Origin of the sequence: Flammeovirga aprica JL-4 (assembly GCF_012844305.1) — a bacterium.
GTDB classification, from domain to species: Bacteria; Bacteroidota; Bacteroidia; order Cytophagales; family Flammeovirgaceae; genus Flammeovirga; species Flammeovirga aprica.
In genome coordinates this window covers 18653-31675 of record NZ_JABANE010000037.1, presented here as the reverse complement: position 1 = coordinate 31675, position 13023 = coordinate 18653, and the positions used below count along the sequence as shown (strand labels likewise).

The window sequence follows — 13023 nt, the reverse complement described above, 5'->3', positions numbered from 1 at the left end:
CATGTTTGAAACATCTCTTTTAGTAAAAATCCACCCTTTCAGAACGTGAGTTTATTAATTTCATCAACCATAGAACCACTATTTTCTCTGAAATTAATTTCCTCACAACCTAAAATGGAGAATTTTTACTTCTAAAATATATGTTCCAAAGATGCTCTAACGACTTGAAGGAGAATTGATTTTGCTTAAAAAAATCACCCTTGAAAAGTATTGAATTAAGTGCTTAAAGTTTAGACACTACAATACCATCATCAAAAAATTGATGTTAAAAAAAGTCGTTAAATGAAAGGCAATTATGCAATGGGAGGATGGAATATGGTAGAAATATAGTCTCCATCTACATTCTCATCCATTAAAGCAGGTAACTGATTGATAATTCTCTTATTACCCTTTAATGAAAACAAAAAGATAGAAAGTGAAAGTGGTTCTGCCACCACTTCTTTGAGGTTGTTTTCATTGCTACTGCTTGACTCTGAAGTAGCTTGATTCGCTAATTTGGATTTTAGCTGACAGCGCCCCCCACAAACCTGTGGAAGGTCTGTTCGGTTTTTGTTCACGCACAAAACATTCGCATAAAAATCCTGACGAAGTTGGAAGTCCATCATTACCAATGGCCCATAAATCGTCTGCATAAATACGAGTGTTGCGAGAAAAAATGTAACTGATATGTTCAGTTTGTTCATCATTAGGGTGTGCTATTTTAAAGAGCAGTGCAAATATACAAACCGAACCGAAATTCAATACTATTTTCAAAGATAAATTTATGGATGCATTTTGTTATCCATCATTTTCAATAAGTACTAAGCCGAAAATAAATGATAATTAATTCGTAATTATTTTTTGTGAGTACAACGCGAAAAAACGAATAAATAGTGGTTCTATTTAAAGTTTTTGGAAGGCAGTAATCAGAAAAAATAATATGAATTAGTGTTATTTATTTTTGTCTTAGTACTTAAAATAAAAAAAGAGGCTCATAAAGAACCTCTTCTACAGCCTTACCTTCTTGATCTACTTGGGGAAACGGATCTTGATGGTGAAGGGCTAGCTGATCTATTGTAATTACTAGGCCTTGTAGTCGCTGGCTTTACCGTTGATGGCCTTGTCTGAGGTCTGTTGTACGACTTATTCATATTATTACTTGGCGAAGTAGTCGCTGGCCTCGTTTTGTTCTGTTTTGTATTCGAATTCGATTTATTAAAATTAGACTTATTGTAAGAGTTATTCTCTCTCGTCTTATTTTGTTTATTATAATTCGATTTATTCGATGGTGTACTCTGCCTTGTATTGCTCTTATTATTAGAAGGGCGTTGAGTAGGCACAGACACCTTATTATTTTTCACATTCGACTTATTTCCCGAACGGTCAGAAGCTGTTTTCCAATCCTTATTGACCTTCTGTCCAGTGGAAACCTGACCCGTCTGCTTATCCTTTAAACTCGGTTGAGTTGGTTTCACAAATTTATCATTTGAAGGCTTAGAAGCTTCTTTAGAATTAGAAGGTCTTTTATCTTTTGAAACACCTTGTTCAGGCTTTGTCGATGGTTTTGTAGCCGGTTTATTCTGAGGTTTTGATTTCACATCAGAAGTTGCTGGCTTTTGTTTCAATTGACTCGCATTCGAAAGGTCCTTATGTCTTTTCTCAAAAGACTTGTTAGGATACTGTTTTGCGTAATCTCTTCTTCTTGCCTGCTTCTGCATTTTTACCGCATACTTACTCCTTCTTACTGTGGTGTGACGGTATTTATGCTTATGATGAATATTGATATTCACCCTCACATTGTTTCTGTAATAAGGCACCGGATAAGGCCTCCATGGTCTATAGTATGGAGGGTAATATCCCCAATAGAAAGGTGATCTCCAAGGGTGGTAATAAGGTCCCCAAAACCATACATAGATGACAGGCTGATGAACGTAAACTGGTTCTACAATATAGTTTGAACCATACATATACACATCTCCTACTACCTGTACCTGAGTTTCTCCTTTCTCATCTTTTACCACATCAATCACCGCTACATCTTGGTATTGATCTTTACCAATCACAGCTTGAATGGTCACAACATGAGTATTCTTCTTAGAAGTGTCCACTACTCTCAAGTAGTCCACTTCACCGTCTTCATTCAGGTCAAGATTAGAAATCTGTTTTTCAGGATCATTTAATTTCTTTTCGAAATCTTCTAAATCTTTAGATTCTCCAAAGACAGCTGCCACTACTTCTAAATCTAAGTTTTGACTAATTTCATCATCAGTAGCAGTAACTGTAGTCACGTCCTGTGCTTTTACCAAAAATGGAATACTCAGGAACAGTGAAAGTATCAATATTTTTAAATCGGTTAAATTCATGACGCAGTAGTTTAATTCGTTGAATGATATTTGTTTTAGCTAATTAAGTTGTGGCATTTGCTTCATTGGTTATTAGAATAGAAATCTTTTGAAGATCGTTTATACACATCACCACATTCTTTTATACGGCGTCAATCATCTAAACAGTTTACTGCATTAAGAATTAATTGGTTAAAATTTAACAAAATCACTCTTATAATTTGTAAAACAACATCACAAAAGCACTGATAATTGGAAATAATTTTATAACAAGCTAAAAAACATCTGACGGCTGATCATTGCCATCTGTTTGTTTTTCAACATCAGAAAATGATCTTTTCCTGCCATAAATAATAAAGCAAACCCCGATTAAAATATAAGGTATACTCAACATTTGTCCCATATTAAAAGACAAACCTTCCTCAAATGGGACCTGGTTTTCTTTAATAAACTCAATAAGAAATCTTGAAGAAAATATTAATATTATTACTGTACCGGATAGGAAACCACTCTTCAAATTAGTTCTATGTTTTTGGTATAGATACATCATTATACCAAAGATAATAAAATAGCAAACAGCCTCATAGAGTTGAGCGGGGTGCCTTGGGATTAAATCTATTCTTTCAAAAACAAAAGCCCATGGAAGATCTGTTGGTGTTCCAATAATTTCAGAATTCATCAAATTAGCCAATCGGATAAAAGCACATGCAATTCCTATTACTACAGCCAACAAATCAACAATATCAATAAAATGGTGATTCGTTTTTCTAGCGTAAAGAATTAATGCAATAGTAAGCCCTATACCTCCACCGTGGCTAGCCAAACCTGCATAACCAACAAATTCAGGACTTCCATCTGGTAAAAATTGGATAGGGAAAATCATTTCTAATGGATTCGACAGGAAATAGGCTGGCTCATAAAGCAAGCAATGTCCAAGACGAGCACCAATAAAAATACCTAGAACGGCATAGATTAATAAACGATCATGATTGGACTGTGGCAAACCTTCTTTCTCAAATATTCTACTTAAGAAATAAGAGCTCAAAAATACTCCTGTCACGAATAATACTCCGTAATATCGAAGTGGGAACCCATTAATATCTAAGATTTCCGGATCAGGGTTCCATATAATATAGTTTAGCATAAGTTGTTTGTAGTCTGTTGATAATTAAGTTTATCTGCGAATATAAAAACTACACACATGCTTTACTATATATATTTTCTCTTTAAAAAAGAAAGATACCAATAACAGAGCACACAGCAATTAATGCTATAGGATGCACCTTTTTTTCATAAAACTTAAGGATTACTCCAACAATTACACACACTGCTATACTCCCCCAATGTACATCTGAAAAGCCTTCTTTAAAGAAAGTAGTTTCTGCTATTTTCCAACCTGCATACAAAATCAAAGCGATCGTCACAGGTTTGATCCCAAAGAAAAAGGCTTGTTTGAATTTATTTTTCTTGAGTTTTTTCAATATTTCAGACAAAGCGACAATACAGACTACAGAAGGAGTAGCCAAACCTGCTGTGGCAAAAACACCACCTATTACTGCTCCTAATCTTCCTCCTACTGCCATTCCAGCTTCATTGCCCACAAAAGTAGCGGAGTTTACAGCAATAGCACCGGGTGTCATTTGTGCCAATGATAAGACATCAAAAAACTGATCAGCGGTCATCCATCCTTGCTTTTGAAATTCAACTACAAAAAGGGGTACCATGGCTAATCCTCCTCCAAAACTGAAAAAACCAATTTTACAGAATACAAAATACAATTCTGCATATGTTTTTAATGCTTCTAATGAAAACGCTTCCATATTATTTCAATAAATCTTTAATCTGTTTTGGGAAAAATACATAAAGGCCAAGTCCCATTACCGCACCTGTGACAATTAATAAAATTGGGTGAAGCTGGAAGGCAAATAATAAAATACAGGCTATTAAGAATATGCCTAGTCCATATCTGTCCGTCACACTTCCTTTAAACATTTTCCATACAGAATGCCCGATCAATGCAACGATACATGCTCTTGCTCCCATAAATGCTTTTTGTGCAATAGGATGTTCAAAACTATGAGAGAATAAATGATAGATCACTGTTATGACTAAGTATGATGGTGCTATCACTCCTGCCGTGGTAAACAAGCCTCCTAAAAATCCTTTTTCTCTATACCCCACAAATGTAGCGGCATTGATAGCTATAGTTCCAGGAGTCATTTGAGCAATAGACATGATTTCCAACAATTCATCGTTGGTCAACCATTTTTTATTTTCTATTAATTCTTTTTCTAAAAGTGGAATCATAGCATACCCTCCTCCGAAGGTAAACATCCCAATTTTGAAAAAGCTGTAAAATAATTCGAAATAGATCATTTGTTTTAGTATTCAGCAGTTCGATATTGAACTGCAAGTATATCATTCTTACAAGCTAATAAAAATGATCGAAGGCAGTATTAATAACTATTAGAAATTTGATCTGAAAAGTGTTACCTAAGAAAACTATTAAAATGAAAGCTTTTACCTAAAAAAAACAGCTATGTAATTTAATCACATAGCTGTCATACCATCAAAGGTTACTTTTTTAACTAATAATATGTTTCAACTGATATGGAGCATCCTCTATTAGCTTGATATTCTTTTTATTAATATCCAAACGGTATTCATCACCCAAGAAGGATCTGTTTTTCAATAGAGTACTCCTTTTGGGTGTAAAATCAATTGGAGCATAACTATTCGCTGGATAATAATCTGTCAATAACCCTATATCAATATATGATTGAGCCACAATTTGACTACAGAAATAAGTATTATCATTAATTTCAACATTGTGAAGTCTACCTTGCTTGAAATTAGTAATATACCTACTCACTGGCTTACAAAAATCTCCTCCGTGCATTTTCAGAATTGATGCTGATAAATCCTGATATAACTGAATACTGCGATCAGTGTATAGCGGTCTATAAGCAAATTTTGTATCATACCTCATCTTATAATTGTAGACTAACCTGTCTTTCAAACTCACTAGTGTAGGTCCGCTTTTTGTTACCCCAGTGAGTTGGTCTATCACAGGAGTCCTTAAGTTTGACTCCCATAAAAGTAAAGGGTCTTCATGATCTACTAGCGGTAAAAATCCTTCCACATCCTCTCTTCTAATAATTATTGAGGAGTGAGACCAAAGTGATCTTTGTACAATTTCTGATATACGGCTTACTTTATATGTGCCATGCATAAAAAAGAGGTCTCCAGTTAGTGCATTTTCAGTAAATTCTTCATAGGTAGTTTTTCTCTTAGGCACATAGAAATAGTTGAACTTTTTTAATAAATCCATAGTAAAGTTTTTTATAGTCCAATTGCAAATTCTTTTACTTTTTGGTTGATTCTCTCAGGGAACCTATACAGTTTGTATTCTTCACAAACTTGATGAAGGGTATCTACAATAATTGCAGTTTCCTCATTTGTAAGAGTCAAAGGAGGCTCAACTCTTATTACATTATTCAACTCGCCATAGTAGCCAACATACACACCCATTTCTACACATCTAAAAGCAATTTTCTTAGCTAGTAATTCATCTTTCTCTACATCTATTTCAATACCAATCATTAACCCTTTGCCTCTTACCTCCTTTACAAAGTCATAATGCTGAAGTTTAAATTGAAGCTGTTTTCTAATACGTTCACCACATTCTGATGCATTTTGAATGAGGTTTTTATTCATGATATAGCGAATAACTTCTATGGAAGCTGCGCAGGAAGGTGGATGTCCTGCCAAAGTAAGTACATGCTGACCTGGTATCATTTGATCTTCAAAATCTGCCTTAATGATAGTAGCGGCAACTGGTGCATAACCGCCTCCAAGGCTTTTCCCTACCACCATTATATCAGGGACTATGTTATAATGTTCAATAGCCCACCATTTTCCAGTTCGCCCCATTCCAGTTTGTACTTCATCGATGGAGAAGATAACATTGTACTTTCTTGTGAGTTGAAAAAGTGATTTCAGGAAATGATCAGATAATAGTAAAATACCAGCATCACCCTGAATAGGTTCTAAGATTACTGCACCAATCTCTCCTGTAATAAACAGTTTACTGATAACAGCTAAAGTATTCTGTTCTTGAAATTCGTTCTTTGGATAACGAAGCCCGATATAATCCTCACTGAAATTATAAAGGTTATCATTAAAATTTTTAAAGTTTGAAACTTGCTGCGAAAAACCTGTAGTACCGTGATAGCTGTTTACAAAATAGAGAATTTTCTTGTTAGGTTTTTGAGAACGAATAACCTTGATAGCAGCATCATTTGCATCTGAACCAGATAATCCAAGTATCACTTTTCTATTATTTCCTCCAGGTGTAATAGATAGTAGTAGCTCTGCAAATTCTATCACTTTGGAATGAGGAGAGTAGGTAAAGCATGAATGCTGTATCTCTAAACATTGCTCATAATAAGCATAAGCCGCTTCATTGTTATCATAACCTATAATATTAACTGATGCTCCAGTTAGACAATCGAGGTAATGATTTCCATCAATATCTGTGATAGTATTGAGTTTTGCTGTTTTCAAGGTAATACCATATAAACCCATAAAATTTGTAGTGGCAATGATATTTTTGAGTTTTGAAAGATAGTATAATGACTGCCTACCGGGTGGAGTAGTCATTACAGAATGAGAAGTTAAATTCATAAAGTAGCAATTTCAGTTCACTTAAAATATTCTTATAATTTAACCAAATTATTTCAATATCAATCACTTAACAGCATTAAAAGGTGAAAAAATTTCACTATAACACTTTTTATTCTCGTTTTTCAATTCAAAAAAGATAGACCATAAAAAAGTCTATTCCCAGTAACTTTTATACAATAATGATAAGATTAATTAAAGCTAAGAAAAGAAGTTCATGCAATACTTCCAGATGTGTTAAAGGGATTTTTTATACGGCTAACTCTCATCATTTTATACACACAAACTGACCAAATGATTTTCTGACACACCTCAAATAATAAATAACGATAAGAACCAATGTTTTTAGAAGGGGATTTTATAGAGTAAAATAAATTCTGTAATTTGAAAAAAGAATTCCGTTTTACTCCTTATCAAGTAACTAAATAGTGTCAAAATAATACGGTGGTAAAACATACTTCTCAAATCAATTATATTCATAAATTAACTAAGCATGACTTATACGAATGTCATAAAAAGTGTACTATTAGGAAGTGCACTTCTTTTTGGTGGTTGTAATGCCTCCGAAATGAGTACTGGAGAATCCGCTTTTCCATACAAAACTGTAAAAAACGACCCGCTCAACACTAGGATTTATACGTTGGACAATGGATTGAAAGTGTATTTATCTGAATACAAAGACGCTCCTAGAATACAGACTTATATTGCAGTGAAAGCAGGCGGTAAAAATGATCCTGCTACTTCTACCGGACTTGCTCACTATTTAGAGCATATTATGTTCAAAGGTACTTCCCACTTCGGTACAAAAGACTGGGCTCAAGAATCTGTTTATTTAGACAGTATCGAAAACATGTTCGAGCATTACAGAACATTAGACGATCCTGCTGAAAGAACAGCTTATTATGCCAAAATTGATCAGGTATCAAATGATGCTTCTAAGTTCTCTATCGCCAACGAATATGACCGTATGATCGGTATGATCGGTGCTAAAGGAACCAACGCTTATACTACTGAAGACCGTACGGTTTATGTCAACGATATCCCTGCAAATGAATTAAACCGCTGGCTGGAAATTGAATCAGACCGTTTTAGAGAAATTATCCCTCGTTTATTCCATACAGAATTAGAAGCGGTATATGAAGAGAAAAACCGTGCTTTGGATAATGATCAACGTAAGGTATTTGAAGCCATGTTTACGTCATTATTCCCTAATCACCCTTACGGAACTCAGACAGTAATCGGTACAATCGACCACTTGAAGAATCCTTCAATCACTGAGATTAAAAAGTATTTCAAGAAATATTATAGACCGAATAACGTAGCCATTTGTTTGAGTGGTGATTTAGATCCGGACAAAACAATTGAATTAATTGATAAATACTTCGGTTCATGGGAGCCGGGCGATATTCCTGCATTTACTTACAAGGAAGAAGCTCCGCTTACACAGCCAATCAAGAAAGAAGTTTACGGTCCACAGACAGGAATGGTGTTTATGGGCTATAGAATGCCTGGTTTAAAAACCAACTCTAGAGACGTTCTGAAAGAACAACTTTGCGATATGATCCTTGCCAACAGCAGTGCAGGTTTGATAGACCTTGATTTGAATCAGCAACAAAAAGTATTGAACGCAAGTAGCTTTGTATATCCTTTTAATGATTATACTGTTCATACTTTATATGCTATTCCTAGAAACGGTCAGACACTTGAAGAAGCACAAGCTTTACTTTTAGAGGAAATTGAAAAGTTGAAAGCTGGTGATTTTGAAGATTGGTTGATTGAAGCAATCGTCAACGACTTCAAAAAATCAGAAATCAAGAAACTGGAAAGCAATGGTGCTCGTGCTGATGCATTTGTACAGGCATTCACAAGAAATATCCCTTGGGAAAACTACATTGATGATATTGAGGAAATGCAAACAATCACAAAAGAAGAGATTGTAGCTTTTGCCAATGAGAACTATAAAGACAACTATGTTGTTGTATATAAACGTACGGGTGAAGACCCGAACAAACAGCAAGTAGAAAAACCTTCTATTACGAAAGTGGAATTGAACAGAGGTGAAAAATCTGAATTCTTCAAGAAGATAGAAGGACAGGAAGTGGAAGCATTGAATCCTTTATTCTTAGATTATTCTAAAGATATTCAGGAAACAAAAATGAACAGTGATGTAACTGTTCGCTATAAGAAAAATGTAGAGAATGATCTTTTCGAATTATACTATATTATTAATGTAGGAAAAGATACAGACCCTACTTTAAGTACTGCTATCCAATACTTGGAATACCTTGGCACTGATAAGTTGACTTCGGCTCAAATCAAGCAGGAGTTCTATAAATTAGGTGCCGGTTTCAGTGTAAATACTTCTTCTGACCAAGTGTATGTTTCTCTTAATGGCTTGACAGAAAATATGGTTCCTGCTATGAAGTTATTCGAAGACCTTCTGAATAATGCAAAAGCAGATGAAGCAGTTTTGCAAAACATGATTGCCATTGAGAAGAAAGGCAGAGAAGACACGAAGAAAAATAAAGGAGCAATCTTATTCACTGGTTTGATGAACTACGGTTTATATGGCAATAACAACCCTGTAACAAATGCTTTATCAAACAAAGAATTAGACCTTATCAAATCAGAGGAATTGATTTCAAGAATCCATCAATTAACGAAGATGGAGCACAGAGTACTTTACTACGGTCCTGAAACATTGGACAAAGTAGTGGCTACTTTAAATGCGGAACATAAAATTCCTTCTGATTTACAACCTGTTCCGAGCGCAAAAGAATTCTATATCAAAGATGTTGAGCAGCCAAAAGTATTCTGGTCACACTATGATATGGTACAGGCTGAAGTAATTTTCTTAGCGAAGGGTCAAAAATATGATCCGAAGAGAATTGCTGCCGCTACTTTATTCAATGAGTACTTTGGAGGAAGTATGAATGCCATCGTGTTCCAGGAAATGCGTGAAGCACAAGGTCTCGCTTATTCTGTATTTAGTAAATATGGAGTGGCAAGTGAGAAAGGTAAGAGTGATTATACTTTGGCTTATATCGGTACGCAGTCGGATAAATTGACGGAAGCAATGGCGGGTATGAAAGGTTTATTAGAAAACCCTCCTAAAAACTATCAGTCATTTGATGCCGCTAAAAAAGCGATATTGAGTAAGCTGGAAAGCGAGCGTATAACAAAGAGTGGTGTTTTATTTAATTATGAAACAGCATTGAAAAAAGGAAATGATCATGACATCCGCAAGGACGTTTACAATGCCATCAAAACAATGACAATTGATGATGTTATGAAATTCCACAGCGACTTTATCAAAGGCAAAAACTACAACGTATGTGTAGTAGGCGACCGAGGTAAGCTCAATATGGAAACTTTAGCAAAATATGGTCAAGTACAGGAATTGTCATTAAATGATCTTTTTGGTTTTGATAATAAGCCAAGGGTCAAAAAAGAACAATAACAACTAACATATTCCAACAATTCAGGTCATTCTGCTTGCAGAATGGCCTTTTTCATGTTTAAATAAGTGATTTATTGAGATCTAAATACTATCTTAATATATGCTGAGTAAGCTTTCCTTTAAACTTTGTTTGAAATTAAATAGAATTCGCAATATCTTTATTGCCTAATTAATGACTTAACTCGTGTATGAAGACAAGCAAAAAACTATTTTGTATTATTCTCTTGAGTATTTTCTTTACTCAACCCCTACTTGCCAACCCGGAAGTAAGTCTGCCTAGTTCATTTAATTTAATGGGCTCTAAGGTAGTGGTAACACAGGGTGGAATGGAAAAGATTATGGCCAAATACAATAGTCTTACCCGTTCACAAAAACACTATGATATTCTTTTAGAAAGATGTAACACGTATTTCCCATACATCGCCCGTGAACTTCAAACAAGAGGCGTGCCTGAGGAATTCAAATACCTTGCATTACAAGAATCTCTTTTGGATGGCAATGCCATTTCAAATGCTACTCCTCCTGCTGTTGGTTTCTGGCAGTTCAAAGATTTCACTGCTGAAGAAAGAGGCATGATCATCAACAGAACTGTAGATGAAAGAAAAAATGTGGTTGCGGCTAGTATTGGCGCGGCAGATTACCTTTCAAAAAACCATTATTATCTTGGCAACTGGTTCTATGCCATGATTTCTTATCATGATGGATTGACGGGAGCAAAAAATCACATCAAGAAGAATAAATTGAACTATTATTCTCAGGTGACTATTAATGAAAAAACACATCCTTATGTACTTCATTATTTAGCACACTATTTTGCTTTTAAAGATAAAGTAGGAAAGGATCAAAATCATATGGTATTAATTGAACTGCCTACAAGTGGTTATTCTTTATCACAGGTTTCTAAATTTACTGGTCAGCCATTGAATATTATTTCTTCAAATAATATCTGGCTTTCAGGAAGCTACATTCCAGAAGATAAAGTTTACTCTGTAATGATTGAAGCGAAGCCCGATGAAATCAATCAGTTGGTGGCCAAGCTTTCTCCTTATGCTAAAACAAGGAAAACAAGAGCGAGAAGCGCCATCTTCCAATTCTACGCTGACAGTATCCAAGACGACTATCCTTTTGTATTGCCTACCCATACAGAAAGTGATAACAGCAAATATGACTTTGCGATTGTCAACGGTGTGAAAGCTGTGATTTTGAAGGAGGAAATGACTCAGAAGGAACTTATTAAATCTTTAGGAAGCATTTCAAAAGGCAAACTGAAGAAGTATAATTATATCAAGGGTAAAGATAAGTTGTTGAAAGACACTCATTATTACATCGAGCCTTTACCGACATCAATTCCTGTTTCCTACCACGTCTTGAAGGAAGGGGAATCATTAAATTATATCGCTATCAAATACGGTATTGATCTTAATGCATTGAAAAAAATCAATGAAATGTCAAAAGAATCTGATGCTAAAGTAGGTGACAAGATTTACTTCAACTAGTCTTAAACTTTCCCAAAAAAAGCTCATGAATACAGTTCATGGGCTTTTTTTATTTAAACAATCTTAAACCGGATAGGTGTTTCGATTTCATTCTACACTTCTAACTGTGTAAAGCTGAATGTGTTCTCATAGCATAAAATAGCTACAGTAGAAGGATACATTGTATTATTGTTTAAATGAAAAATACCTATGAAATCAAATGTTTATTTCAAACTACTCCATAAAGGATTAAATAAATTAGCATCAGCCTTAAGAACTGATAATAACCTTTCGAACAGCAATCCTGCTAATAGTAGAAATCTAAAAGCTGTTTCATACAAAGGGTTATTTCACGAAACGAATGAAAGCATTTTCGTTCAGAATTATATATTCTACCCTGATAACACATTCAAAGTAGAAAAATATGAAATGAGATTTGAAAATGATGTACCTGTGAACTACGAAATTGTTGTAGACAATGGAAGATATGTGAAGCAAGAAGGTATTTATACCAATATGATCGTTGAAACAGGCTTTTCAAATTACATCAGAGAAGGTAATACTTACAAAAACTTGAAGAAGGGAGTTTTAAAGAATAAGATTACCGAAAGTATTGATTTCACAAAAGAAGCACTTTCGGGTATTCCATGGGTAAATGAGTACATCGACCCTATCGTTTTCGAAAATAAAATAAAAACAATTGCGAGTTAAGAGCATGTTCGATACATACACAAAGCCCCATCAAAATGTATATTTAGTACAACTTTGATGGGACTCAAAAATAAAATGCTTTATATCTTCTTCTAGATATAAAGCATTTTTTTCAATGAAGGGGTATTAATCATTTCGTCTTGCTAGACTGAGGAAACAACTTTTGTTTAGCTACTTCTAATTGGGCAAGCATAAGTTTGTCTAAGTAGCTTGATTCTTTTGTTGGCTTCATTGAAGAATTGTCTTGCTTTTGAGATACATTAGACGTCTTCATATGATAATTGAATTATATTGAGTAACGTTAAATAACTGTGTACCTGCAAACTAGCCAAAATTTATCATTTTTCAAAGAAATATTACATACTACGTACCA

10 protein-coding genes are annotated in these 13023 nt (G+C 34.6%); 3 read left to right on the top strand and 7 right to left on the bottom strand.

Annotated elements, in window-relative coordinates; translation table 11 throughout:
* Positions 1-293 precede the first annotated feature (293 nt).
* From HHU12_RS14590 to HHU12_RS14560, 7 genes are all read right to left on the bottom strand, one after another.
* Positions 294-632, bottom strand: coding sequence for a hypothetical protein (locus HHU12_RS14590; RefSeq protein WP_169657488.1), 339 nt, complete (start codon positions 630-632; stop codon positions 294-296).
* A gap of 363 nt (positions 633-995) precedes the next feature.
* Entirely contained in the window at positions 996-2342 is a 1347-nt protein-coding gene (locus HHU12_RS14585; protein WP_169657487.1) for a hypothetical protein, read from the bottom strand.
* Between the two features lie 253 nt (positions 2343-2595).
* Positions 2596-3465 carry a prolipoprotein diacylglyceryl transferase gene (gene lgt, locus HHU12_RS14580; protein ID WP_169657486.1) on the bottom strand — a complete coding sequence of 290 codons (870 nt, stop codon included), beginning with the start codon at positions 3463-3465 and terminating at the stop codon, positions 2596-2598.
* A gap of 82 nt (positions 3466-3547) precedes the next feature.
* Positions 3548-4141, bottom strand: a complete 594-nt coding sequence (locus HHU12_RS14575) for a chromate transporter (protein WP_169657485.1) — start codon at positions 4139-4141, stop codon at positions 3548-3550.
* A 1-nt stretch (position 4142) separates the two neighbouring features.
* Positions 4143-4697, bottom strand: a complete 555-nt coding sequence (locus HHU12_RS14570) for a chromate transporter (RefSeq protein ID WP_169657484.1) — start codon at positions 4695-4697, stop codon at positions 4143-4145.
* A 208-nt stretch (positions 4698-4905) separates the two neighbouring features.
* The gene (locus HHU12_RS14565) at positions 4906-5652 is read right to left on the bottom strand and encodes a hypothetical protein (protein WP_169657483.1); all 747 of its coding nucleotides are present in this window, start codon (positions 5650-5652) and stop codon (positions 4906-4908) included.
* Between the two features lie 11 nt (positions 5653-5663).
* Complete coding sequence (locus tag HHU12_RS14560; RefSeq protein ID WP_169657482.1) at positions 5664-7007, bottom strand: class-III pyridoxal-phosphate-dependent aminotransferase; 1344 nt, start codon at positions 7005-7007, stop codon at positions 5664-5666.
* Positions 7008-7497: 490 nt separating this feature from the next.
* Here HHU12_RS14560 and HHU12_RS14555 point away from each other — a divergent pair, with 490 nt between their 5' ends.
* From HHU12_RS14555 to HHU12_RS14545, 3 genes are all read left to right on the top strand, one after another.
* Positions 7498-10464 carry a M16 family metallopeptidase gene (locus HHU12_RS14555; protein ID WP_169657481.1) on the top strand — a complete coding sequence of 989 codons (2967 nt, stop codon included), beginning with the start codon at positions 7498-7500 and terminating at the stop codon, positions 10462-10464.
* Between the two features lie 188 nt (positions 10465-10652).
* A complete protein-coding gene (locus HHU12_RS14550) occupies positions 10653-11960 on the top strand; it encodes a transglycosylase SLT domain-containing protein (protein ID WP_169657480.1) in 1308 nt (435 codons plus the stop codon).
* Between the two features lie 189 nt (positions 11961-12149).
* Positions 12150-12650: a hypothetical protein gene (locus HHU12_RS14545; RefSeq protein WP_169657479.1), complete on the top strand. Its 501-nt coding sequence runs from the start codon at positions 12150-12152 to the stop codon at positions 12648-12650.
* Positions 12651-13023: the final 373 nt, after the last annotated feature.

Coding starts and splice junctions, on each gene's coding strand:
- HHU12_RS14590 (WP_169657488.1), bottom strand. CDS start 632: ATGCAGACGATTTATGGGCCATTGGTAATGATGGACTTCCAACTTCGT.
- lgt (WP_169657486.1), bottom strand. CDS start 3,465: ATGCTAAACTATATTATATGGAACCCTGATCCGGAAATCTTAGATATT.
- HHU12_RS14545 (WP_169657479.1), top strand. CDS start 12,150: ATGAAATCAAATGTTTATTTCAAACTACTCCATAAAGGATTAAATAAA.
- HHU12_RS14570 (WP_169657484.1), bottom strand. CDS start 4,697: ATGATCTATTTCGAATTATTTTACAGCTTTTTCAAAATTGGGATGTTT.
- HHU12_RS14585 (WP_169657487.1), bottom strand. CDS start 2,342: ATGAATTTAACCGATTTAAAAATATTGATACTTTCACTGTTCCTGAGT.
- HHU12_RS14560 (WP_169657482.1), bottom strand. CDS start 7,007: ATGAATTTAACTTCTCATTCTGTAATGACTACTCCACCCGGTAGGCAG.
- HHU12_RS14555 (WP_169657481.1), top strand. CDS start 7,498: ATGACTTATACGAATGTCATAAAAAGTGTACTATTAGGAAGTGCACTT.
- HHU12_RS14550 (WP_169657480.1), top strand. CDS start 10,653: ATGAAGACAAGCAAAAAACTATTTTGTATTATTCTCTTGAGTATTTTC.
- HHU12_RS14575 (WP_169657485.1), bottom strand. CDS start 4,141: ATGGAAGCGTTTTCATTAGAAGCATTAAAAACATATGCAGAATTGTAT.
- HHU12_RS14565 (WP_169657483.1), bottom strand. CDS start 5,652: ATGGATTTATTAAAAAAGTTCAACTATTTCTATGTGCCTAAGAGAAAA.